Here is a 23199-nt window from a genome sequence, read left to right on the forward strand (position 1 = left end):
TTCGGTCTTAACCCCATCCGCGGCGCGCTAGAATAGGAGCTGTTCAGCAAACAGATACATCTCACAGGCCCATTAAAGGACCGACATATAGGCGACAAGAGGATTGACTGCCATCGTGCGAAACGACGACCTAGCCGCGCTCGTTTACGAGAACATGCTGCTATCCCGGGTTAGCTCCAGTGGCTACCGACCACATCGCAAGGACATCCTGTTGGATCGCTCCGCCGCAGCACTACTGGCACGACTGGAAGCGCAGCCGGATATGACAGTCGCCGAGCTTTCCGATGCGCTGGGGCTGGACATTTCTACGGTGCACCGCCAGCTGGCCGCCGCCATGCGGCAGGGGTATATCGCGAAGAGACCCGCGCCGTCGTCAAGCGCGAAGGTGCATAGCGCGACCGACAAGGGGCTAGAGCTGCTGCACCGGGAAATCGAGGCGCGTAAGAAAACCGTCGATGACATTACGCACGATTGGGAGGACTCGGAGCTCGTGGAGTTCGTGCGATTGATGCGCAAATTCAACGAAGGCGTGGAAGAAATGCGTGGTCATCCATGGCCTAGATAACCGCGGATGCCGGGGTCATGGAATACTTGAGGGCGTGGCTGAGAAAAAGAAGATTGCAAACGTCCTTGCTAACCGATACGCCTCTGCGACTCTGGCGGAGTTGTGGAGCCCTGAGTACAAGATCATCCTCGAGCGCAAGCTCTGGATTGCAGTTTTGAAGGCCCAGGTCGCCCGCGGAATTGAGGTTCCGGAGGGCACTATCGAGGCGTATGAGAAGGTTATCGACCAGGTTGACCTCGACTCCATTGCCGCCCGTGAGCGTATTACTCGCCACGATGTGAAGGCCCGCATTGAAGAGTTCTGTGAACTGGCTGGCACCGAGCACATTCACAAGGGAATGACCTCGCGTGACCTGACTGAAAACGTCGAGCAGCTGCAGGTACTGGAGTCGTTGAAGGTTGTGCGTGACAAGGCTGTCGCTGTTGCTGCTCGCACCGCCGAGAAGGCCGCGGAGTACCAGTCGCTGGTCATGGCGGGTCGTTCCCACAACGTCGCCGCGCAGGCAACTACTCTGGGCAAGCGCTTCGCCTCCGCTGCGGACGAGATGCTGCTGGGTATCGAGCGCGTAGAAGACCTGATCTCCCGCTACCCGCTGCGCGGCATCAAGGGCCCGATGGGCACCGCCCAGGACATGCTGGATCTGCTTGACGGTGACGAGTCCGCACTGGCCTCCCTGGAAAACGAAATCGCTGCAGGCCTCGGCTTCGACCGCGTCTTTGACTCCGTCGGACAGGTTTACCCGCGCACCCTCGACTTCGACGCTCTGTCCGCGCTGGTCGAGCTCGGTGCAGGGCCGGCATCGCTGGCCACCACCATCCGCCTGATGGCCGGCAATGAGACCGTCACCGAGGGCTTCAAGGAAGGCCAGGTCGGCTCATCCGCCATGCCGCATAAGATGAATGCCCGCTCCTGTGAGCGCGTCCACGGTTTCCAGGTCATTCTGCGTGGCTACATGACCATGCTCTCCGAATACGCCGGTACTCAGTGGAACGAAGGCGACGTTTCCTGCTCCGTGGTCCGCCGCGTTGCGCTGCCGGATGCCTTCTTCGCCATGGACGGCATGTTTGAAACCTTCCTCACCGTCCTGTCCGAGTTCGGTGCATTCCCGGCCATGATTGACCGTGAGCTGGAGCGCTACCTACCGTTCCTCGCCTCCACCAAGATCCTCATGGCAGCTGTCCGCGCTGGTATGGGCCGCGAGGAAGCTCACGAGATTATCAAGGAGCACGCCGTCGCCACCGCATTGGATATGCGCGAAAAGGGCGCCGAGCAGAATCTCACCGAACGTCTCGCTGCAGATGAGCGCTTCCCGCTGGATGCCGCAGGGCTTGCCGACGCTCTGGCAGACCGCCACGCGTTCATCGGTGCCGCAGAATCTCAGGTTGACCGCGTAGTTGCGCGTGTGCAGACCGTCGTGGACAAGTACCCAGAGGCCGCGGCTTACAAGCCGGGCGAGATTCTGTAGCTTCACGTGCGTCACGCGCGAATCGCGAAACGTGAAACGTGAAACGCGAAACGCGCAAACGTAAGTACCTTTGAAAAACTCTGTCACGTTGATGGCAGAGTTTTTCTTCGTTTGTTGGCGAAACCACCAGTGAGCAGCCAAGTTCCTCGGTACGATGAGCGATAAGTATCGAAACCTCTACGCGAAAGGTGCCCGACGTGACATCGGCTGTTAGGACTTCGCTTTCTCGCCCGGGTGCCACATTGAATGTGCTGCGCTGGGTCCCAGAAAATGACAAGGGCGCGCCCATTACTCCTAAGGGAGTGGTGCAGATTGTCCACGGCATGGTCGAGTACGCCAACCGCTACGCTAAATTCGCCGAATACCTCGTATCCCAGGGCTATGCCGTCGTCGCGCACGACCATCGCGGCCACGGTATGACCAAGACGGATGCTGGCATCCCGGGCTACTTCGCTGACTATGGTGGCTGGAATCTAATTCTCGAAGACCTCCACGCAGTGCGCCAGTACGTTGATGCAGAATTCCCAGGCAGCAAGCACTATATTCTCGGCCACTCTATGGGGTCACTTCTGACTCGTAACTACATCGCCAAGTACGGCGAGGGGCTTACCGGCGTCATTATCATGGGCACCGTGTCGTGGCCAGGAGCTAAGGGCGATGCGGGAATGAAGGTTGCAAACCTGCTGGCTAAGATTCGTCCTACCGCGCCGGGCAAGCTGCTCAACACCCTCACCTTTGCTGATTACAACAAGGGCTTTGAGCGCCGCACTAAGTTTGATTGGCTCACCCGCGACCACAAGATTGTCGATGCTTATATTGCGGACGACAAGTGTGGTTTCGTTCCCACCAATGCCTTTTTCCGTGACCTTCTCGTCGGCACGCACTACGCGAATTCGTCTGAAGCCTATGAGAAAGCGCCTGATGATCTGCCACTTTTCGTGGTTTCCGGTGCCGTTGATCCGGCGGGTGGCGCTGCCTGTGTGACTGAGGTCGTGGGCAAATACCTGAACGCGGGGAAGAAGGACGTGCGCTTTAAGGTCTACCCGGATGGTCGCCATGAGATTCTCAACGAGTTGAATAAGGAAGAGGTCTACGCCGACATTTTGGCGTGGTTGAAGTCCCGCTAAGGGGAGCTGGTTAATAGGCGAAAAGTGTGCCCGCTCGGCGTGTCGACCGGCGCGTCGGCGGGTGGGGGGCCTTCGATACTTACCTCAATGCGAGTTACTGACTGCGTTTATGTCAGCGACGGCGGGGGATCTGAGTTACTGACTGCGTTTATGTCAGAAATGGCCCGAAAAATGGTCTGAAAGTGTCATAAACTCGCACAGTTTTACATTTGCAGCCCGTATTCACGTGTGGAGTCCGTAATTTTTGGTGTCTGCCCAGTCATTATCTTGAGAATCAGACACACCTTTTGTCTATTAACCCAGAGGTGCTGGAAGAACGTGTGCGCTAGCTCGGGGTTCGCGCCACTAGTGGAGCGCCTGTGTGAGCCCTAGAAAGCCACCGCACTTCTAATAAGTTTCCATTGCGCGGATGCTTTTGTCGGGTAACGTTCTTTTCACGCTGGAAGAAAAGGAACCGACCACATGATCAGAACAAGACAACTCTCGGCGGTCGTGCTCACCATTTCCATGTTGCTGGTGCTCGTAGGCTCTTTTGCGGGAATCACAGCAGGGCGTGCACAGGCGCAAGAGACTGCGAGTACTATCTCGCCAACCATGGTGATCCTGGATGCTTCAGGGTCAATGCTTGCCGACGATGCGGGTGGCCAAACCCGAATGGAGGCAGCGAAGGACGCGACGAGTAAGTTCGCGGGATCTGTGTCAGAGGACTCCGAAATTGGGTTCATGGTCTACGGCACGGAAGTCGGCAATTCGCCGGAGGAGCGGGAAGCTGGCTGTCAGGACATCACCACGCTGCTGCCCGTGCAGGCTGGCAACTCGGCGAAGATTCCTGCTGAAGTAGGAAAGATCCAAGCCTCCGGCCACACCCCGATGGGGCCTGCGCTGCGTCAGGCTGCCGATGAGTTGCCGAAAGAAGGGCAACGTTCGATTGTGTTGGTCTCCGATGGTGAGGACACCTGTGCTCCGCCACCGGTGTGCGAGGTAGCCAAAGAACTCAAGCAGCAGGGCATTGATCTGGTCATCAACACAGTTGGTTTCCTCGTTGATGCGGGCGCACGTGCTGAACTTGAGTGCATTGCTGAGGCCACAGGCGGCGAGTACCTAGACGCCCAGGACTCCGATTCGCTGGCTGAGTCCATGAAGACGCTGGCGACCCGCACCGCACGCACCGCGCAGTCCAGCGCGCAAGAGATACAGGGCGGCGACGCTCCTACGAGCGCTACCCAGGTGCCTGCCGACGTGGAAACGTTCTCGACCAAGCTGCGGGAAAAGACTCCTGAGTCCGAGCGCAGCATCAGTAATCAGGAAGGCGACGGTGCTGAGTACTTCTCCGTCCCGGTCGCTGAGGGAGAGCGGCTTGCAATTAGTGCGGCCACGTTGCCGGGAGCGTCGTCAGGCGCGACTTTGATGGACCTAGATATCCGCAACTTCGCGCTCACTATGCATTTGGACGACAGCAGTTGCTTCCTTGCCAATGATTTCGGCAATGGCATCATCGACTCCAATGGCCCCTTTTTCGCATCGATAACAACCAAGCAGCCCGGAGGAGCGGAGGGGGACTGTAAGTCGGGCAATATGGTGTTCTCCGTGGCCCGAAAAGGAGGCCCCTTCGAAGGTCAGGACATTCCTGCAGAAGTGATCATCAAGCGTTTCGCCAACGAAAACCTGACTGATGTGCCGGAGGCGTTCCCGTCCGACAAGGAGAGCTTGAACCCTCCGCCCGCGACGCCGGAAGCAGATCAGGCTAAGAAGGTCACCCCAGGTTCGTGGTTCGATGACGCCACGGAACTTACTGCCGACAACATCAGCAGCGTCACGGCCGACATTGTTCCTGGTGAGACGCACGTGTACAAGATCAAGTCCGAGTATGGGCAGCAGCTCCGCGGCGCCGTCAAACTCATTGACGCCCCAGAAGCGGACAAGCTTGCACAAATCTCCGGCCTGGATATCAAGACGCTGAATTCGGCACGCCAGCTCGCCGGTAGCGAGGAAAGCCGTCCGGTAAATGAACACCAGATTGGCGAAGAGACAACATTTGGTAACTCGGCCCGGATTAACTACCGCAATCGGATCGGCGAAGATGGCGAAAAGTCGGGCGATTACGAGGCTGAAAGAGCGTGGCTGGATGGTGACCAGTACATCGTTGTCTTCTTCAACAACAGTTGGGGCGCCGGTAAATCCCACGATGTCGCGGATGTTCAAAACGTCCCGGTGACTTACCAGCTGACCACGGAGTTGGTCGGCGAGAAGATCCCGGGCCCAGCTTTTGAACAGGTCGCGCACAAGTCGCCAAGTAGCGAAACCCCGACTAGTAGCCAGCAGAATCCGAAGACCACCGAAGAAAACGAGGATGACGGCTCCTCGAAGATGATGTGGTTCTCTATGGGGACAGTGCTTCTAGTCTTGGTCATCGGCGCGACAATCGCGTTGACCCGTAAGTAACGCTAGAGCGTCCAGTACACGCCGAATCGGTCAGGCTTGACGACGGCTTCCGTGCCCTCGGCAACCTCAGCGCCTGTAAGGCCAAGCGCTTGGCAGGCGCTTTCGACCTCTTCGGCAGAATCGCTGGAGAGACGCATCGCCACACCGTCGCCGAAGGTGAAATTGTGCATGCCCGGCGAGTCGAGCGTCATGAAATTCTCTGACCCGAAAAGTTGGTTGTATACCTCGGTGGCGGCGGCAGCCTGTGGTTCGTCGCCTGTCCACATGAAGTAGGGAATAACGGCGGGATTCGCTGTCTTTGCGGCAGAGTCCGTGCTTGCAGCCCCGCTGGTTAAGGAATTAATCATCAGTTGCCAGTTGACCCCATTGCCGTCGACCAACCAGCCAAAGAGCGGCGAGAAATCGTAGCTGGTCAGGGGCATGAGTGCAGCACCACCGCTGATGGTTTCATCACCCGCCATCAGATGCTCCCACAGGCTGCGTAGCTGGTTTTCCTGACCAGGGGCAAATCGCACCATAAAAGACACAGCGGGGGTTAATCGGCGGTTCCCGTTCTCAATGAGTTCGAAGTCCATCCCGCCGATGGTGAGCGTGGTGGAGTTGGGCTTGATGTTGGAGTGAAAACCTTCGGCGTAAAACCGCGCAGCGGCGCGGGGGTCGTCGTTAAGCGCGATCACGGCCGAGATAGAAACAGTCATGAAAATGAGCCTAACGACGAGCGCTTAGCCGTGCAGAGAACGCAGCGTTTGATCCTAGTCAGTGAAGAATCTTCATACGGCGATATCCCCAGTAACGCTGCGCTGATTAGGGGATTTCAGTTAGTGGCGTGGGCTCTGCTCTCGAACTAGGTCTGCAAATCTGTTGATGTAGTCGCGAACAAAGTCCTCAGTGCTTGACGACGTGAATTCTCCTTGTTCGTCAATGAGTGTTGGCGATTGTCCCAGGAAGACCTCTGGCTGACCGAGCATCGGCATGTCGAAGTACGACAGCGCGAGTCGCAAGTTCTTCTGAGAGCTATAACCTCCCATACGGCCGACGGAGTGGCTGATAATTCCCGCGGGCAGGTTCTTCCATGCCACATCACCGTTGGGCTTAGATCCGATGTCAACGGCATTCTTCAGAGCTGCAGGAATTGTGCGGTTGTTTTCTGGGGTGACAAATAGGATGCCATCGCTGGCTTTAATGGTTTCCCGGAAACTGGTGTATTCCGCGGGAGTCGCAATATCGGACACTGCGGGGTCGTCGTAGTCGAAGTTGTAGAGAGGGAGGTCACGAATCTCGACGATGTCGACTTTGAAGTCATCGGGGAAGTACGTGGCTGCCTTGAGTGCAATCTTTCGTGCATAGGAGGCTCGACGCAAGCTTCCTACCAGGATAGAAATCTGTGCAGTCATGCGAATGTTCCTTTCTTAGGATGTATGGGGAAAGACGTGGATTTAGAAATCCCAGTCTTCATCTGCGGTGTCTTCGGCTTTTCCGATGACATATGCGGAGCCGGAACCGGAGAAAAAGTCGTGGTTTTCATCTGACCCCGGGGTGAGGGCGGCGAGAATTTCGGGCTTGAAGGCGGTCTCTTCATGGTTAAACCGCTGCGGGTATCCCAAGTTCATGAGCGCTTTGTTGGCGTTGTATCGAATGAAGTTGGCAACGTCGTCGTAGAGCCCGAGTGGTTGGTATAGGGCTTCGGAGTACCTCAGTTCGAGCTGGTATAGATCATCGAGAAGTTCGAAGACGAAAGCCTTCATCTGCGTTTGCGTGGCGGTGTCGTAGGTTTCTACGCCTCGCTGGAATTTGTAGCCGGAGTAATAGCCGTGAACAGCTTTGTCACGCAGAATCAGGCGCACCATGTCGGCGGTATTGGTCAGGATGCCACGTGATGCGAAGTGCAGCGGGAGGTAGAAGCCGGCGTAGAGCGAGAAGGACGAAAGAAGCGTTGCTGCCGCCTTTCGCTTGAGTGGAACGTCGCCGTAATAGTGTTTGAGCACAGCTTTTGACCGAGCCTGCAGGATGTCATTGGCGACTGCCCATTGGTAGGCAGCGTCGATGTCAGGGGTATTGGATAGCGTAGAAAATACTGAAGAATAAGACTTTGCATGCACTGCTTGCATGAAAGCGATATTCGTGTAGACGGCCTCTTCATGTTCGGTGCGGGCATCTTGAATTTGGGAAATCTCCCCGACAGACGCCTGGACTGTGTCGAGCATGGTCAGTCCGGTGAAGACCTTCATGGTCAGCTCGCGTTCTAGATCGGTGAGACGTCGCCAGTCTGCAAGGTCATTGGACAGCGGAACTTTTTCGGGCAGCCAAAAATTTGCTGTTAGGCGATTCCACACTTCGAGATCTTTGTCATCTTGCACTCGGTTCCAGTTGATCGGCCGAAGGCGGGCAGCTGGGTCCTTTCGAAAAGACGGTGGCGTAGTTGAATAGCTGTAGATGTTCAAGAAGTAGCGCTCCTCCAGAATTTTTCCAGGCCCTCTTTGACGTTTTCCACATCGTGGTCTGTCCCCAGTAGCTCGTAGTGGTATAGCTCCGGAACCTGGCATTTTGCAGAAATGATGGCTCCGGCTATGCAAAAGTCGGTGCCGAAATTTGTGTTGCCCGAGGTGATGACACCGCGGATGAAACTCCTGTTGGTTTCGTCGTTGAGAAAAGCGATGACTTGCTTAGGTACCGCGCGGCGCCGACATCCGCCACCATAAGTCGGTGTGATCAGGACAAATGGGCTGCAAACGCGAATCATTCCGTCTTTTCGCGGATGTAACGGGATGCGTGCTGCTGGTTGAGCCAGCTTTTGGACGAACCGGTGAGTGTTTTCAGAAGCACTGGAGAAGTACACGATTCGGGGTGACTCCTCCGGTGGGAGTTCCGTGAAAGTCAGCGGCGTCTTCGATGATGAAGACACTCGATTACCTCCTATGTTCAATGGATTGAACATAAAATAGAGGAGTGAATGGGGTGTCAACAAGGCGTTGCCTACATGCGGTTGAAAAGTGCTTAGTCACGCAATTGCGAAGTAAAGCCGCGACTCTGCATTAACGGCGGAAAAACCCAGCAGCTGATCTTCAAGGCGGGAAAGTGGCGGGGTTGCCGGCCGGGGGGGGGAGAGAGGGAGGAGGCGGTGTCTCTCGGAGGGGGCTCCAGTCGTGCCCTGGGCAAAAGCACAACAGGGAAACAAAACCGCCGCGCTTTGGAAAGGCCCAGTCGATGAGGAGACTGGTTTTCCAAAGCGCGGCGGTTTTTCAGCGCTTTCGCATCAACTACTTCAGCGGACGAACACTTCCGGTGAAGTGCGGACGCTTCTTCTTGCGATCCCACGCGACAATGTTGACTGCACGGCCGATGTTGGAGCTGCCCTCAGTCAGGTTGTGAGCAGCACCTGCACCGTCACCGGTGTGGGTGAGTGCGACATTGATGGTGGTCGGCAGAACGACCGGCGCACCGAAGGAAATCTGGAACTCGTACGACTGACCCGGCAGAACCTGTGCCTCAGCCAGCGCGCGGGAGGCGGTGTACATGCCGTGTGCAATCGCTGCTGGCATGCCCAGAGCCTTCGCGGAGACAGAGGTGATGTGAATCGGGTTCCAGTCACCGGAAACCTTGGCCCACTTGCGGCCGGTGTTGCCAGCCAGCTTCCACTGAGCGGTGGGGAAGGGGACCTTAAACTGCTCACGCTTGATGGTCTCGGCGCCGGACTTGATGGCCTCACGCTGTGCCTGGACCTCTTCGAAGCCCTCGGCGTCCTTCAGGCGAACGCCCTTGGCCAGGTACACCGATTGCTCCTCGACCAAGGTGGCGCCGGATGTGGACGATGCAACAGTCGACTCCAGAACAACCTCAGTGCCCGAGCGGTGAGCGCGGAATGCGGCAACCTTCACCGCGATATCAACCTTGCCGCCGAGTGTGACAGGCGAGATTTCGCGGTAGGTGTTCTCGGTGTGGACCAGGCCCATCATCGGCAGCGGGAAATCGTCCCCAGCCATCAGCTCCATCTGAATGGGCATGATTAGGGCGTGGATGTGGCCGAAGAACGCTTGCTCAGACTTCGGGGCGCCAACGACGTCGCGGAAGTCCTGGTCGCGGTCGGCATCGACAGTGACACCCTTGACCACTAGTTCATCGACCTTGATTTCGGTGGAGTTCGGGCGCTTCTTTGCCGAACCAGCAGCTGCCTTGGCGTAGAGCGGAACCAGATTGGGAATGGCGTCCAGGGTCTTAGCCATAAGTTTTCCTCTTTCCTCCTTATCGGGAGCCTATGCGGAAGTCACGACTTCGCTTAGGCGCCGACGATGTTCTGACCACAGACGCGCAGGACGTGGCCATTGACACCGAGCGCGCGGTCGGAGACCAGGAAGGCGATTGCCTGGGCGACATCGCCCGGCTGGCCGCCCTGCTGCAGCGAGTTCACGCGTCGAGCAACCTGGCGGTTGACGAACGGAATAGCAGCGGTCATGTCGGTCTCGATGAAGCCCGGAGCAACAGCGTTGATGTTGCCGCCGCGCTTAGCGAACTCCTCAGCGTAAGCCTCGACCATTGCGATAACACCGGCCTTGGAGGTGGCGTAGTTGGTCTGACCGCGGTTACCTGCGATACCGGAGGTGGAAGCCATGGTGGCAATACGCGGAGCCTTCTCGAAGGCCTTGTGGTTCAGCAGCTGCTCGTTCATCTTCAGCTGAGCCTCGATGTTGACGGCGATGACCGAGCCCCACTTGGCGTCGTCCATGTTGGCGAACATCTTGTCGCGGGTGATACCTGCGTTGTGGATGACGATGTCCAGGCGGCCGTAGCGGGCCACAGCAGCATCGGCAATGGCGTTGCCGGCGTCGTCGGCAGTGATGTCCTGCTGCAGAGCCAGGCCACCGAGCTCGTTGGCAACCTTGGACAGCGCCTCGCCAGCCTGCGGAACGTCGATGACGATGACCTCTGCGCCGTCAGCCTTGAGCTGACGAGCGATAGCGGCACCGATACCACGGGCGGAACCGGTGACAGCGGCAACCTTGCCAGCCAGCGGCTTATCCCAGTCAGCTGGGATCTCACCAGCGTCGGAGGAGACGCGGAGGAACTGGCCGTCGATGAAGGCCGAGCGGCCGGAGAGGAAGAAGTGCAGGGAGGAAATCACGGACGGGGCGGTGACCGAGACACCCGGAGCAACGAGGATGCCGTTAGCGGTGGAGCCGCCACGAACCTCGTGGCCGAGGGAGCGAATCAGGCCCTCGATACCACCGGCGACAGCGTTCTCAGCAATCTCGGCCGGAGTTGCGTTGTGGTGAGCATCCTTGGCGCGGGAGACGGTGACGATGCGGCCACCCTTGTCCAGCTTGCGCATGTGCTTTGCAGCAGCGAGCACTGGGCCCTGCAGCTCTGACGGGCGCTTAGCCTCGGTGGCGACGAGGACAATGGCACCAATCTTGTCGTCAGCGGCGTTGCCACGACGAACTTGCAGGCCCCACTCTGTCAGCTGAGCTGCAACTGCGTCTGCATCTGCACCCTCGCCGGTGACGAGCACCTTGTCGTTGTTCAGCAGCGGACCGCCCGGCTTGTGGCGGCGCAGGAACGGTGGCTGTGGCAGGCCAGCTGCTTTAGCCAGTCCAGTGAGCGGACCACCGTTGACGAGTTCCTGGTACTTATCGGTCATGGAAAATTCTCCTTGAAAGTAAAAGTGTCTTTATCGGTGGTGCGCTTTTAGACGCGAGCCTCGAGAACTGCGACAACACCCTGGCCGCCCGCGGCACAGACGGAGATCAGGCCGCGAGTGGTCTTGCCGGTCTCGTCTGCCTTCTGGCGCAGCATCTTGGCGAGGGCTGCCACAATGCGGCCGCCGGTAGCGGCGAATGGGTGGCCGGCTGCCAGGGAAGAGCCCTTGACGTTGAGCTTCTCGCGCGGGATGGAGCCCAGCGGGCCTTCCAGTCCAAGCTTGGTGCGGCAGAACTCCTCGTCCTCCCATGCCTTCATGGTGGACAGGACGGTGCCGGCGAAAGCCTCGTGGATCTCGAAGAAGTCGAAGTCGTCGAAGGTCCAGCCGTTGCGGGCCAGCAGGCGCGGGGTGGCGTAAGCCGGAGCCATCAGCAGACCCTCGTCGCCGTGGACAAAGTCAACTGCGGCTGCCTCGGAATCGACGACGTCGGCAAGCACCGGCAGACCGCGCTCAGCGGCCCACTCCGGGGTGGAGACGAGGACGGCAGAGGCGCCGTCGGTAAGCGGAGTGGAGTTACCGGCGGTCATGGTCGGCTCTGCTTCCAGGCCGCGGCCGAAGACCGGCTTGAGCTTGGCCAGCTTCTCCGGGGTGGAGTCCGGGCGCATGTTGGTGTCACGGGAAACGCCCTTGTACGGGGTGACGAGGTCAGTGAAGAAGCCCTCGTCGTAAGCGTTTGCCATGTTTTGGTGGGAAGCGGCGGCGAGCTCATCCTGCTCAGCTCGGGTAACGCCCCACTTGGCGGTGGTGATGGCCTGGTGTTCACCCATGGACAGGCCAGTGCGGGGCTCGCCGGTCGACGGAGTATCCGGAGCCAGGTCGGACGGACGGGTCTTCAGGAAGACCTTTGCCATGTCCAGAGTGGACTTCTGGCGGCTGGCCTCCAGCAGGATCTTGCGCAGACGGTCGTTGACAGCAATCGGAGCGTCGGAGGTGGTGTCCACACCGCCGGCGATAGCGGAGTCAATCTGGCCCAGCTTAATCATGTTGGAGACAGAGTTGAGGGCCTCCATGCCGGTGGCACATGCCATCTGAATGTCGAAAGCCGGGGTGTCCGGCGCCAGTGCGGAGCCGAGGACACACTCACGGGTGAGGTTAAAGTCACGGGAGTGCTTCAGCACAGCGCCGGCGGAGACTGCACCGAGGCGTTCGCCGCCGATACCGAAGCGGGCGACGAGACCGTCGATTGCAGCGGTCAGCATGTCCTGGTTCGACTCGTTAGCGTATTCCTTATTAGAACGAGCGAACGGAATGCGGTTACCGCCGACGACGACCGCGCGGCGCAGAGAGTTATTGTTGGCCTGAGCTGCCATGTGATTGTTCCCTTCAAAATCCTTGAAGTGTGACGTGAATTACTAAATTTAGACAATACTGGTATCGGTGTTTTCTGTCACGTTTTTAGAAATATTTTTGCCCGGTCATCTACCGAGCGGGGGAGGTGAGGGGTAAACACCGTCGTCCACCTGTGAAAAATTCGATGGGCAGCAGTCCGGAATCTCAAAATTTTTCCCGCTTGACGACGGTAATTGCGTCAATCCCCACTAGTTGGGGTGGCGGCCGGAGGTATCAATAGAGTGCAAAGGCGTATAGGGGTTTAGACTTTATCGCCATGCGACCTGAACTTTCCTCGTATAACCATCTTTCCGCGGGCAAGGTCCGGGAAATCTACGAGATTGACCCTGAGACTCTGCTGCTTGTGGTCAGTGACCGTATTTCTGCCTTCGACCACATTCTGGAGACCCCGATTCCTGACAAGGGTCGAGTGCTCACCGCGATGAGCGTGTTCTTCTTCGACGAGATCGACTTTCCGAACCATATGGCTGGCCCGGCTGACGATGAGCGCATTCCGGAAGAGTGCCTCGGCCGTGCGCTGGTGTGCAAGAAGCTGGACATGCTGCCATTCGAGTGTGTCGCACGTGGCTACCTGACCGGCTCGGGTCTCGTCGAGTACAAGGAAAACGGCACTGTCTGTGGCATTGAGCTGCCAGAGGGCCTCGTCGAGGGCTCCAAGCTGCCAGAACCGATTTTCACCCCGGCCACCAAGGCCGAACTGGGCGAGCACGACGAGAATGTCTCCTTCGACGCCGTTGTGGAGTCCCTGGGGCAGAAGCGTGCCGAAGAACTGCGCGATGCCACCCTGCGTATCTACACCCAGGCTGCTGAGCTGGCTGCTAAGCGCGGCATCATCCTGGCCGACACCAAGTTCGAGTTCGGTCTCGACTCCGACGGCAACCTGGTGCTGGCCGACGAGGTTCTCACCCCGGACTCCTCCCGCTACTGGCCAGCCGACTCCTACCAGGAGGGTTCGGTTAACCCGAGCTTCGACAAGCAGTACGTCCGAAACTGGCTGACCTGCTCCAAGTCCGGCTGGAAGAAGGACGAGGGCACTCCGCCGCCGGCGCTGCCAGGTAGTGTTGTGGAAGCAACTCGCGAGCGGTACGTCGAGGCCTACGAACGACTGTCAGGCCGCCGCTTCTCGGACTGGATTGGAGAACCTGCGTGAGCGAAGTGACCTTGGACTCGGCATCCGTCGGCAGGCCTGCAAAAAAGGATTTGCCCGCACCCCGTGCACAACGGAAGCCGGTGACTCGGTCCTTCCACGGAAGGGACTTCACCGATAACTTCGAGTGGCTCCGCGATAAGGAAAACCCCGAGGTTATCGAATACCTAGAGGCTGAAAATGCCTATACGGAGGCTTTTACCTCCGATCTTGATGGCACCGCGGACGCGATTTTTAAGGAAATCAAGTCGCGCGTGCAGGAGACCGACATGTCGGTCCCAACTCGCCTTAATGGCTGGTGGTACTACTCACGCACGCAGGAGGGCAAGTCTTACGGGATGAGCTGTCGCGTGCGTGCGGAGGCCGGTGACGGTCTTGCCGCGTGGACTCCGCCGACCATTGCGGACGACTCTCCGGCGCCAGGAGAACAGGTCATCCTGGATGCCAACGAGCTGGCCGAAGGCCACGACTTCTTCGCCCTCGGCGCAGCGAGCGTCTCCGCGGACGGCAATCTGCTGGCCTACTCCACCGACGTCACAGGCGACGAGCGCTACACGCTGCGCGTAAAGGATTTGCGCACGGGCGAACTGCTTGACGACGAAATTGCGGGCATCGCCGCAGGTGCTACCTGGGTTGGCTCGGAATGGATCTTCTATCAGAAGGTCGACGAAGCCTGGCGGCCGGATTCCGTGTGGCGTCACCGCGTAGGCACCTCTACCGAGGACGACGTCTGTGTCTTCCATGAGCCCGATGAGGCCTACTGGGTCGGAGTCGGTACGGTACGCAGCGAAAAGTACCTGATTATTGAGAGCTCCTCGAAGATTACCTCTGAGGTCTGGTACCTGGACGCCAGTGACCCGGCCAGTGAGTTCACCTGCGTGCGCCCGCGCGAGTCCGGTGTTGAATACGACATCGATCACGCCGTCATTAGCGGCCAGGATATGTGGCTGATTACACACAATATAACTGGCTCGAACTTCGCACTGGCCATGGTGCCGGTGGGGTCTTTCGACAGTATTTTGGATCTCACTGAGCTGGTTGCTCACCGCGATGACGTCCGTGTTGAGGGCGTTGACTGCTTCGCTGGGCACATCGCGTTTGGGTACCGTCGCGGCGGTATTGGTCGTGTGGCGCTGGCGGTATTGGCGCAGGACGAGGATGGTGCTGGCTCCGCTGAGACGGGCGATGCTGCCGACCCAGTGCCAGCGTCCGCTGTGAACTTCGTCGAGCTCGAATTCGACGAAGAGCTCTACTCCGCAGGCACTACCGGCAACGCTGAATGGGACACCCCGGTGTTGCGCTACGCCTACGGCTCCTTCACCACGCCGTCGCAGCTCTGGCAGATTGATATTGCCTCGGGCAAGCGGGTGCTGCTCAAGGAGCAGAAGATTCGCGGGGAGTTTAATCGCGGTGATTACGTCGCCAAGCGTGAATGGGTGAGTGCAAGCGATGGTGCCCAGATTCCGGTGTCGATTATTCACCGCGCGGATTTGGATTTGGATGCGCCGAATCCGATGCTGCTCTACGGCTACGGTTCCTACGAATCCTCGATGGATCCGGGCTTTTCCATCGCCCGGCTGTCGCTGCTGGATCGTGGGATGATCTTTGTCATTGCACACGTCCGCGGTGGCGGCGAGATGGGTCGTGGCTGGTGGGAGAACGGTCGCGCAACCACGAAGAAGAACACATTCACTGACTTCGTCGCCGTCGCTGACTACCTGCTGGATTCTGGTTGGACCACGCGCCAGCAGTTGGCAGCGCTCGGCGGTTCAGCGGGCGGCATGCTGATGGGTGTGGTCGCAAACATTGCTGGCGATAGGTTCGCGGGCATTCAGGCCGTGGTCCCGTTTGTCGACTGCCTGACGTCCATGCTGATGCCAGAGCTGCCGCTGACCGTGGTGGAGTGGGATGAGTGGGGCGATCCGTACCACGACCCGGAGGTCTACGACTACATGGCCTCCTACGCGCCGTACGAGAACATCTCGGCCGATGTGAAGTACCCGAAGATTCTCGCGATTACTAGTTTGAACGACACTCGCGTGCTCTACGTGGAGCCGGCAAAGTGGATCGCCAAGCTGCGCGAAGTTGTCGGCGGCGAGCCGGGCCAGTTCCTGCTCAAGACCGAGATGTCCGCTGGTCACGGTGGTGTTTCCGGCCGTTACGAACGCTGGCGTCAGACTGCCTTCGAGTATGCCTGGATTGTCCACACTGCTGGTGCGGTGGAGTAACGGCATGGATATGCGCACGCTGCTGTCCGCGCAGGGTTTTGACACCGATTCGCTTTCCGACGATCAGTTGGCCGTCTACCACACGCTTTTTCGGCGGCGGGATGTCCGCCGCGAATTCGCCGGAGAAAAGTTGGACAGGGAGCGATTGATGCGCGTGTTGGCGGCCGCTCACGCCGCTCCTTCGGTGGGGCTGTCCCAACCATGGGACTTTCACATCATTCAGGATTCGGCTCGCCTGCAGCAGTTTGCCGACCATGTAGCCGGACGCCGCGCTGAATTCGCAGCCAAACTCGAAGGCGAGCGGCGCGAGACTTTCAATCCGATTCAGATTGAAGGAATTGTGGACTCGAGAACGGGCATCGTCGTCACTTATGACCCGACCCGTGGCGGCAAGAACATTCTCGGCCGCGACACCGTCGATGACACCGGGTTAATGTCAGTCGCGCTGGCTATTCAGAATCTGTGGCTGGCTGCTACGGCAGAGGGGCTCGGCGTCGGTTGGGTCAGTTTCTACCATGAGGATTTCCTGGCCAACTTTGTCGGTGTCGAGGCGCCCGTGCGGCCGGTGGCCTGGCTGTGCATTGGTCCGGTAACGCACCTGGCCGCGGAGCGTGACTTGGAGAAGTTTGGTTGGCGCAAGGGTTTGGCGCTCGATGAGGTTGTGCACTGGGGATAATCTGAACTCTTACTTGAAAGGCCTCTGAGTATTCTCCAAGCTTTGTCCTCTCCGTTACCAAAAATTTACATACGCCTGTTTTTGTTGAATCCATGGCAGGCAGTGGGGTGCAAGAACAGATTCGGACGACAGACCAGGTCGTTCGTCCAGCGGGCAAAGAGCTCGTAACTGTTGACGGTGGTGTGGTCGGTTCGCCGCTTTTGGTGTCGGTGTCGGGTTTGCGCGACGGCACATTGCTCGATGTCGCTCGTTTCGTGGCAGCGATGGAACAGCGCGGCATTACGCCGTCTCTGCTGGTAGCGCCGCATGCGGGTAAGAACTGGTCGTTGCGGGAAGCTCCGGCGGTGCTGGATTGGCTCCGCCGTCGTAGCGATGACGGCATCGAGATTGTTCTCGCGGGGTTCGATCAGTCGGTTCGAGGCCGAGGCGCGGAATTTGCGTCGTTGAGCGAACATGAAGCGCGCTTGCGCCTGATTGCCGCAACGCGCCAGATGCGTGCGATGGGTTTTGAGACGGATGTCTTTGCACCGCCGAAGTGGACCATGTCGCCAGAGACCATGAACGTGTTGCCGGAGCTGGGCTTCCGTGTTGCAGCGGACCGAAATGGGGTCCGCGACCTGATCACTGGTGCTGTTGATCCAACTCGCGTGCTGGCTATCGGCGAGGGCTTCGGCGGCGCCGGTTGGTGGCGCCGCGCGGTGCGCTCCTCAGTGCAGCGCTCGCTGGAGAAGGGCCGCGCGGTGCGTATCTCCGTTAACGCTTCGAAACTGCGGGAGCACAAGCTGCGCCAGGATGTTGTCGGCATCATTGACCAGGCGGTCGATGGGGGTGCGCAGCCGGTCAACCACTCTTCGGTGCCGCTGGGCCGCGAGTTCTTTGAAGGCATGGAGCAGGTCGGCTAGTCGTCACCTCTGACGGCTATCGTGGGACTGCCCTAGTGTGGGGTTTATGAGCAATCTCTTCGACATCCCAGTGACCACCATCGACGGCAACGAAGTAACGATGAGCGACTGGGCAGGCCACGTTCTGCTTATCGTCAACACTGCCTCGGAGTGCGGTTTCACGGATCAGTACGACGATCTGCAAGGACTTTTCGACGAACTCGCACCCCGAGGCTTCTTCGTCCTCGGCTTCCCCTGCAACCAGTTCGGCGGGCAAGAGCCCGGCAGTGCCGAGGAAATCAAGCAGTTCTGCCAGCGCGAATTCGGCGTTACCTTCCCGCTCTTCCAAAAGACGGAGGTCAACGGCGACAGCGCTCACCCACTCTACAAGCTGCTGAAGGAAACCCCGGACGCCGACGGCGAGGCTGGGGACGTGAAGTGGAACTTCGAAAAGTTTGTTATCTCGCCCGAGGGGGAGGTCATCGGCCGTTTCCGGTCCAAGGTTTCGCCTGACGACGACGCTCTGCGCGACCTCATCGAGGAAAATCTTCCTATTTAAACTTGGCTATTTGCTGGCGTCCAGCGGTGCTTGCTCGAAGTAGCCCGTGGCGCCGTAGCCCACGATGCCACCTCGGTTTCGCAAGGTCATGCTAGCTAGACCGACCTTGCCAAGCTCATCGCCACCGATGGTGACCCAGTCACCCTGAACCGCGACAACCATGTTGGCGTGCACCCCAAGGCCTGCGGGGTAGCGGTAGAAAATGATGTCACCCACCTGAGGAGAGAAGTCCTTGTCGGTGACGAAAGCATCATGTGCCTTGTAGGCATCCATGAGCTGTTCGACATCCGCAACCAGCCATGGGTTCTCGGTTGTGGCAGTGCTGTTCTGCGCTGTTCTGTTCTGCGCAGTGTTGTACTGCTCTGTGCTGTTGTTGTCGGTGGCACTATTGGCAGCCGAATTCTCGGGCGTATCAAAGACCGGAACACCCGCGGATGCGAGCAGGAATGACAAGAATGGCGCAGTCCAGGAACCGGAGCAGTCGACCGTGTCTCCGAATGCGTCAAGGTTTGGATTCAGCTTCGATGTCTGGTTCGTAGCCGCAGGTGCAGAACCCGGCCTGGTGGCAGCAGCGGCGGCGACGGCATCTTCATCAGCGGTTGGGTCTGCGTCTGAATTCGGGTGCTCGCCGACCTTGGGGATAACGCTGCGGATGTCGGCATCAGTAGCGCCACACGCCAGGCCGAAGTAAACCTCAGGGGATGGCTGCTCCTCGTACTGATAGCGCGCAACATCCTTCAGAGCCTGCTGATAGTAGGGGCGGTCTGCCTCGGTGCGGGGGAACGTGCCACCACGCCAAGCCAGAACATTGATAGGCCCGAAGAGCGTGAACCACCCGGCGAAGAGGAATACCGCCGTCAGTACCAGGATGGACACAGGCGGGATAGCGGCGCGAACACGTTGCAGCATGCTCGGTGAGGATGCGTTCTCCTGGCCGTCGTCAAGCGATGGTGAGGAAGACTCAGACCGTGGTGCGTGAGGCTGCTGTGCGGGCACAGGCGCGGGTGAATCGGTGGTCATATCTTCCCAGGATAGTAGGCGGCACTGCGGTCGTCCTTGGCGAGTGCGTCTGAGCCGTACGTAATGGCATAGTCTGCGGCTCCTGCTGCGGAAGGAGTCGTGCAGTTAGACTGTGGTTCATGACTTCACCCGACATGCGTAACGAGGCCGAGCACGACCCTCGTGAGGATCTGCCGAGCTTCCTGCGTGAGCCGGACAAAATAGACAAGCTTCTCTATGCATCGCTGATGCTGGTTGCCGTGTACGGCTTTGCAATTATCCCGTTCCGCGCGGTTTTGCTGCTCAAGTATACCTTTTTACATACGTGGCTGACGGGCTCGAATCTCTCGGTGCTGATTCTCGCGTCGGAAAACGAGGATAGGCCGCTCTTCCTCTTCGCTGTTGTGGTGATTGCGGCGCTGTCGACAATTAAGTTCATGCCGTTCTTCTACTGGATGGGCAAGAAGTGGGGCACGGAATTCATCACGATGAGTTTCGGCGGCCATCCACCGCGATGGTTTAAGAAGATGGAGAACTTCATCTATGAACGCATCGGGCTGAGTGTGCTGGCATCGTTTGTGCCATTCTCGCCGATTCCGGCCACGATCGTCGTGGCCATCGGTGGTATTGCGAAGGTGCGCGGCTGGGTAGTAGGTGTGTACCTCTTCCTCTGTGCCGCAATGCTCAAGTGCTTCTACCTGTACTTGGGCCTGAAGTTTGGCCCAAGTATCCAGGGCTCCCTGCAGACGATTGACCGGTACGTCACCTACATCACCTTCGCGCTGATTGGCTGGATGTTCCTATCCATCTGGTGGAAAAACAGGAAGCCGGGCGGCCAGGCGGCTTAATCCTGTTCGCGCTCAATCAGCGGTAGCGGGCTGTACTTGTCACGCAGCGCCTTCAGCGACAGATCGTGAGCGTGCAGGCGCTTGTCCTCATCCGTCGTCGGCTGGAAGTGCGGTACCGGCTGTGGGTTGAAATCGTCGTCAATTGCGACATAAGTCATGGTCGAGTGCAGAGCCTTGCGCAGCCCGCCGACACCCTTGCGGGGCTCACAGCAGTAGACCTGCACCGACAGGTGCATCGAGGTCGTGCCGGTGCGCAGGATGCGTGCGCGCACCTCAACTAGGTCGCCAATGTGGATTGGGTTGTAGAAGCGAATACCACCTGCGTACACGGAAATAGTCTGGCGTCCCGCCCAGTTGGTGGTAACTGCCGTCGCAGCCTCATCAATCCACTCCATGGCGGTACCGCCGTGGACGTTTCCGCCCCAGTTAACATCGGTCGGCTTTGCCAGGAAACGTGTGGTCAGCTCGGGTGCAGAGGAATCCGCGGAGTACGTTTGCGCGCGCATGCTGGCTTCGATGTCGCGGCGGAGCTCAAAACGGGAAAGAGCGGCCTTTTCAACACGCTCTTCTTCCTCCGTTTGCGGCACCCACTTCGGAACCGGTGTCGACTTACCATTTTCATCCATGGCCACGAAGATCACTAGGCAGTCAGCTGCGCGGGTGAACTTGCCCTCGCGCGGATCAGCTGAGAGCACCTCGTTGACGATGTGCATAGAACTGCGACCGGTATGCGCAATCTTGGAGCGCACCTCAACAATGTGGCCGCTGGGAATCGGGCGAGTGAAGTGAATGTGACCGAAGTACGCAGTCACGCAGTAGCGTCCCGACCAGCCGGTCGCACAGGCGTAAGCGGCCTTGTCAATCCACTGCAACACACGGCCGCCGTGGACGGAATTGGTTCCGGCCATAATGACATCGGTCGGCGACGCCATAAAACGGAGTACAAGAGATGGTGACGCTGGAGCGTGCACCTGTTCAGCTTTTTCAGTTGACTGCGTATCCATATATGAAAGCATAACTCTAGGATGAGGTTATGGTATCCAAAATCTCGCCTTTCGACGTTCGCAGCGCTCTTTCCACCGCCGCACCCTGGGCGGCGCAACGTCTTCTCGGCCGCGAATTGCTATCTGACCAAAAGGCTGCCTCCTTCGCCGGGGCAGATGGGGCGCAGGGGCCGTCGTTAAGCCGTGCGAGCCTCGCCAAAGCGGTGCGTCTGTCCGTGCGGATGCTCGCCCAAGAGGCGCCGGGGCATAGCGTCGAGGTGCGCGTGCCGCCCTTCGTCGCGGTCCAGTGCATTGAGGGGCCCAGGCACACACGCGGTACGCCGCCCAATGTCGTGGAGATGTCGCCGGAGATTTGGCTGGGACTCGCGTGCGGAATGATCACGTTAGAGCAGGTGCAGGCGCACATCGATATGTCGGGCACGCGTGCGGCGGAAATCGGGAATCATCTGCCGGTGGCGCGCATTTCTTAAAACCCGTTGGGGGGGGATGCTGAATTGGTGCCCGGGCGGGTGGGGCTATTAGTGTGAATGTCGTGGCCGATACCAACATTTCAGGTGCACCAAAGACCAAACTTTTGCCAATTTCGCCTTACGACGATCTGGGGGAGACATCCCCGCGTGAAGAATGTGGCGTCTTTGGCGTTTGGGCACCTGGCGAAGACGTGTCCAAACTCACCTACTATGGCTTGTTTGCCCTGCAACATCGCGGCCAGGAAGCCGCCGGTATCGCAGTCGGCGACGGCGACCAAATTCTCGTATTCAAGGATCTCGGGCTTGTTTCCCAGGTTTTTGATGAGCAGACGCTCGACGCTCTGAAGGGGCACGTAGCCGTAGGGCACACGCGCTACACCACCGCTGGAGCTCCTGCGTGGGAGAATGCACAGCCGATGTTCCAGATGGCTTCCGACGGCACGGACATCGCGCTGGGGCACAACGGCAACCTGACCAACCACCTCACGCTGTTCCGTGAGGCAGTGGATAAGGGGCTGATGCGCGATCAGGGAGAGCTGCCTAGCGACTCCGCAATTATGACCGCACTGCTTGCCGACGAAACCGGCAAGGTTGATCACCCAGAAGACCACGGCTGTAGCACCAACGTGGAAGCGGCTGCGCTGACGCTTCTGCCGCGCCTGAAGGGGGCCTTCTGCCTTACTTTCACCGATGGCGAAACGCTGTACGCTGCGCGTGACCCACACGGTGTGCGTCCGTTGTGCTTGGGCCGCCTGTCCGGTGGCTGGGTAGTTGCGTCTGAGACCTGTGCGCTGGATATCGTCGGTGCATCATTCGTCCGCGAGATCGAGCCGGGCGAGATGGTGGCCATTGATGCCTCCGGTGTCCGTTCGCAGCGTTTCGCCGAAACTACCCACGCAGGATGCATTTTCGAGTACGTCTACCTGGCGCGCCCGGACTCCAACATCCGTGGTCGCTCTGTCAATGCCGTGCGCCTTGAGCTAGGTCGCCAGTTGGCGCGTGAGTTCCCGGCTGACGGTGACCTAGTAATGCCGGTGCCGGAATCCGGAACCCCGGCGGCGGTTGGCTATGCCCAGGAATCGGGCATTCCGTTTGGTCAGGGGCTGACCAAAAACGGTTACGTGGGCCGTACCTTCATTCAGCCTTCGCAGACGATTCGTCAGCTGGGCATCCGACTGAAGCTGAACCCGCTGAAGGAAGTTATCGCCGGTAAGCGCTTGGTCGTGGTCGATGACTCCATCGTCCGCGGCAACACTCAGCGTGCCCTGATTCGCATGCTGCGTGAGGCCGGTGCGAAGGAAGTGCACGTGCGCATCGCCGCGCCGCCGGTGAAATGGCCGTGCTTCTACGGCATTGACTTCGCCTCTCCGGGCGAGCTGTTGGCCAACGGCGTGGATGAAAATGACATTGTCGCCGGTATCGCAACCGCGATTGGTGCCGACAGCCTGGGATTTGTCTCCATCGATGGCATGGTCGCCGCTTCCGAGCAGGCAAAGACCGAAGTCTGTTGTGCCTGCTTCGATGGCAAGTACCCGCTGGGTCTGCCGGAGGGCAATCCGAATGCGGCAGCTGTGGAGAGGATGCAGGCAGCCCAGGCTGCCAAAGCCGCAACGAGCAATTAGCCTCGAAACCTCCTTAGAATGAACTACGAGAACTGAACCGAGAACAAGGCGTAAGCGGTGCTGTGGATTGCAGCCGTTGCTTTGTTCCCGGTCCGCCAATACTCCCGGATACGGCAGTAACGCC

General features: G+C 58.9%; 21 protein-coding genes. 12 read left to right on the forward strand and 9 right to left on the reverse strand.

The window, feature by feature from the left end; translation table 11 throughout:
* The first annotated feature begins 115 nt into the window (after positions 1–115).
* From I6J19_RS04655 to I6J19_RS04670, 4 genes are all read left to right on the forward strand, one after another.
* Entirely contained in the window at positions 116–565 is a 450-nt protein-coding gene (locus I6J19_RS04655; protein ID WP_038626519.1) for a MarR family winged helix-turn-helix transcriptional regulator, read from the forward strand.
* A gap of 34 nt (positions 566–599) precedes the next feature.
* Entirely contained in the window at positions 600–2030 is a 1431-nt protein-coding gene (gene purB, locus I6J19_RS04660) for an adenylosuccinate lyase (RefSeq protein ID WP_038626517.1), read from the forward strand.
* A 197-nt stretch (positions 2031–2227) separates the two neighbouring features.
* Positions 2228–3157: an alpha/beta fold hydrolase gene (locus tag I6J19_RS04665; RefSeq protein WP_038626515.1), complete on the forward strand. Its 930-nt coding sequence runs from the start codon at positions 2228–2230 to the stop codon at positions 3155–3157.
* Between the two features lie 462 nt (positions 3158–3619).
* Complete coding sequence (locus tag I6J19_RS04670) at positions 3620–5599, forward strand: vWA domain-containing protein (RefSeq protein WP_187402503.1); 1980 nt, start codon at positions 3620–3622, stop codon at positions 5597–5599.
* A 2-nt stretch (positions 5600–5601) separates the two neighbouring features.
* On the opposite strand, the gene I6J19_RS04675 is transcribed toward I6J19_RS04670, so the two are convergent.
* From I6J19_RS04675 to I6J19_RS04705, 7 genes are all read right to left on the reverse strand, one after another.
* Positions 5602–6297, reverse strand: a complete 696-nt coding sequence (locus I6J19_RS04675) for a VOC family protein (RefSeq protein WP_038626511.1) — start codon at positions 6295–6297, stop codon at positions 5602–5604.
* A gap of 120 nt (positions 6298–6417) precedes the next feature.
* A complete protein-coding gene (locus tag I6J19_RS04680; RefSeq protein ID WP_016421405.1) occupies positions 6418–6993 on the reverse strand; it encodes an NADPH-dependent FMN reductase in 576 nt (191 codons plus the stop codon).
* A 42-nt stretch (positions 6994–7035) separates the two neighbouring features.
* Complete coding sequence (gene nrdF, locus I6J19_RS04685; RefSeq protein WP_080971523.1) at positions 7036–8040, reverse strand: class 1b ribonucleoside-diphosphate reductase subunit beta; 1005 nt, start codon at positions 8038–8040, stop codon at positions 7036–7038.
* Positions 8037–8501, reverse strand: coding sequence for a class Ib ribonucleoside-diphosphate reductase assembly flavoprotein NrdI (nrdI, locus tag I6J19_RS04690; RefSeq protein ID WP_080971522.1), 465 nt, complete (start codon positions 8499–8501; stop codon positions 8037–8039). Before nrdI ends, nrdF begins: the two co-directional genes overlap by 4 nt.
* Positions 8502–8856: 355 nt before the next feature.
* Complete coding sequence (locus I6J19_RS04695) at positions 8857–9819, reverse strand: MaoC/PaaZ C-terminal domain-containing protein (protein WP_038626508.1); 963 nt, start codon at positions 9817–9819, stop codon at positions 8857–8859.
* A 53-nt stretch (positions 9820–9872) separates the two neighbouring features.
* Positions 9873–11231, reverse strand: a complete 1359-nt coding sequence (locus I6J19_RS04700; protein ID WP_038626500.1) for a 3-oxoacyl-ACP reductase — start codon at positions 11229–11231, stop codon at positions 9873–9875.
* Between the two features lie 47 nt (positions 11232–11278).
* On the reverse strand, positions 11279–12601 hold the full coding sequence (locus tag I6J19_RS04705; RefSeq protein ID WP_038626498.1) for an acetyl-CoA C-acetyltransferase: 1323 nt from the start codon (positions 12599–12601) through the stop codon (positions 11279–11281).
* A 296-nt stretch (positions 12602–12897) separates the two neighbouring features.
* Between I6J19_RS04705 and I6J19_RS04710 the strand changes: the two genes are divergently transcribed.
* The 5 genes from I6J19_RS04710 to I6J19_RS04730 all read left to right on the forward strand — a co-directional run bounded on the left by I6J19_RS04710 (position 12898) and on the right by I6J19_RS04730 (position 18132).
* Entirely contained in the window at positions 12898–13791 is an 894-nt protein-coding gene (locus I6J19_RS04710; RefSeq protein WP_038626496.1) for a phosphoribosylaminoimidazolesuccinocarboxamide synthase, read from the forward strand.
* A 5-nt stretch (positions 13792–13796) separates the two neighbouring features.
* The gene (locus I6J19_RS04715; protein WP_371199685.1) at positions 13797–16016 is read left to right on the forward strand and encodes a S9 family peptidase; all 2220 of its coding nucleotides are present in this window, start codon (positions 13797–13799) and stop codon (positions 16014–16016) included.
* Between the two features lie 4 nt (positions 16017–16020).
* Positions 16021–16692, forward strand: a complete 672-nt coding sequence (gene bluB / locus I6J19_RS04720) for a 5,6-dimethylbenzimidazole synthase (RefSeq protein WP_038626494.1) — start codon at positions 16021–16023, stop codon at positions 16690–16692.
* A gap of 92 nt (positions 16693–16784) precedes the next feature.
* Positions 16785–17594 carry a polysaccharide deacetylase family protein gene (locus tag I6J19_RS04725; protein WP_222866949.1) on the forward strand — a complete coding sequence of 270 codons (810 nt, stop codon included), beginning with the start codon at positions 16785–16787 and terminating at the stop codon, positions 17592–17594.
* Positions 17595–17640: 46 nt separating this feature from the next.
* Positions 17641–18132, forward strand: coding sequence for a glutathione peroxidase (locus I6J19_RS04730; protein WP_038626492.1), 492 nt, complete (start codon positions 17641–17643; stop codon positions 18130–18132).
* Between the two features lie 6 nt (positions 18133–18138).
* On the opposite strand, the gene I6J19_RS04735 is transcribed toward I6J19_RS04730, so the two are convergent.
* On the reverse strand, positions 18139–19152 hold the full coding sequence (locus I6J19_RS04735; RefSeq protein WP_038626490.1) for a hypothetical protein: 1014 nt from the start codon (positions 19150–19152) through the stop codon (positions 18139–18141).
* A gap of 119 nt (positions 19153–19271) precedes the next feature.
* Here I6J19_RS04735 and I6J19_RS04740 point away from each other — a divergent pair, with 119 nt between their 5' ends.
* The gene (locus I6J19_RS04740) at positions 19272–19979 is read left to right on the forward strand and encodes a hypothetical protein (RefSeq protein WP_016421393.1); all 708 of its coding nucleotides are present in this window, start codon (positions 19272–19274) and stop codon (positions 19977–19979) included.
* Here the strand turns inward: I6J19_RS04740 and I6J19_RS04745 are convergent.
* Positions 19976–20983 carry an acyl-CoA thioesterase gene (locus tag I6J19_RS04745; RefSeq protein WP_038626488.1) on the reverse strand — a complete coding sequence of 336 codons (1008 nt, stop codon included), beginning with the start codon at positions 20981–20983 and terminating at the stop codon, positions 19976–19978. The two genes, I6J19_RS04740 and I6J19_RS04745, sit on opposite strands and share 4 nt — an antisense overlap.
* 29 nt (positions 20984–21012) lie before the next feature.
* Between I6J19_RS04745 and I6J19_RS04750 the strand changes: the two genes are divergently transcribed.
* Together I6J19_RS04750 and purF are read left to right on the forward strand one after the other, a co-directional pair.
* Positions 21013–21453, forward strand: coding sequence for a sterol carrier family protein (locus tag I6J19_RS04750; RefSeq protein WP_038626486.1), 441 nt, complete (start codon positions 21013–21015; stop codon positions 21451–21453).
* A 53-nt stretch (positions 21454–21506) separates the two neighbouring features.
* The gene (gene purF / locus I6J19_RS04755) at positions 21507–23075 is read left to right on the forward strand and encodes an amidophosphoribosyltransferase (RefSeq protein WP_038626484.1); all 1569 of its coding nucleotides are present in this window, start codon (positions 21507–21509) and stop codon (positions 23073–23075) included.
* Positions 23076–23199: the final 124 nt, after the last annotated feature.

This window comes from Corynebacterium amycolatum (assembly GCF_016889425.1).
In the GTDB taxonomy this organism is placed as follows: Bacteria; Actinomycetota; Actinomycetes; order Mycobacteriales; family Mycobacteriaceae; genus Corynebacterium; species Corynebacterium amycolatum.

What these genes read in the sequence shown, in the direction of transcription:
- I6J19_RS04670 (WP_187402503.1), top strand. Translation starts at nt 3,620, where the DNA reads ATGATCAGAACAAGACAACTCTCGGCGGTCGTGCTCACCATTTCCATG.
- I6J19_RS04730 (WP_038626492.1), top strand. Translation starts at nt 17,641, where the DNA reads ATGAGCAATCTCTTCGACATCCCAGTGACCACCATCGACGGCAACGAA.
- I6J19_RS04735 (WP_038626490.1), bottom strand. Translation starts at nt 19,152, where the DNA reads ATGACCACCGATTCACCCGCGCCTGTGCCCGCACAGCAGCCTCACGCA.
- I6J19_RS04675 (WP_038626511.1), bottom strand. Translation starts at nt 6,297, where the DNA reads ATGACTGTTTCTATCTCGGCCGTGATCGCGCTTAACGACGACCCCCGC.
- I6J19_RS04740 (WP_016421393.1), top strand. Translation starts at nt 19,272, where the DNA reads ATGACTTCACCCGACATGCGTAACGAGGCCGAGCACGACCCTCGTGAG.
- I6J19_RS04680 (WP_016421405.1), bottom strand. Translation starts at nt 6,993, where the DNA reads ATGACTGCACAGATTTCTATCCTGGTAGGAAGCTTGCGTCGAGCCTCC.
- bluB (WP_038626494.1), top strand. Translation starts at nt 16,021, where the DNA reads ATGGATATGCGCACGCTGCTGTCCGCGCAGGGTTTTGACACCGATTCG.
- I6J19_RS04700 (WP_038626500.1), bottom strand. Translation starts at nt 11,231, where the DNA reads ATGACCGATAAGTACCAGGAACTCGTCAACGGTGGTCCGCTCACTGGA.
- I6J19_RS04695 (WP_038626508.1), bottom strand. Translation starts at nt 9,819, where the DNA reads ATGGCTAAGACCCTGGACGCCATTCCCAATCTGGTTCCGCTCTACGCC.
- I6J19_RS04710 (WP_038626496.1), top strand. Translation starts at nt 12,898, where the DNA reads ATGCGACCTGAACTTTCCTCGTATAACCATCTTTCCGCGGGCAAGGTC.
- I6J19_RS04725 (WP_222866949.1), top strand. Translation starts at nt 16,785, where the DNA reads ATGGCAGGCAGTGGGGTGCAAGAACAGATTCGGACGACAGACCAGGTC.
- I6J19_RS04705 (WP_038626498.1), bottom strand. Translation starts at nt 12,601, where the DNA reads ATGGCAGCTCAGGCCAACAATAACTCTCTGCGCCGCGCGGTCGTCGTC.
- I6J19_RS04750 (WP_038626486.1), top strand. Translation starts at nt 21,013, where the DNA reads ATGGTATCCAAAATCTCGCCTTTCGACGTTCGCAGCGCTCTTTCCACC.
- I6J19_RS04745 (WP_038626488.1), bottom strand. Translation starts at nt 20,983, where the DNA reads ATGGATACGCAGTCAACTGAAAAAGCTGAACAGGTGCACGCTCCAGCG.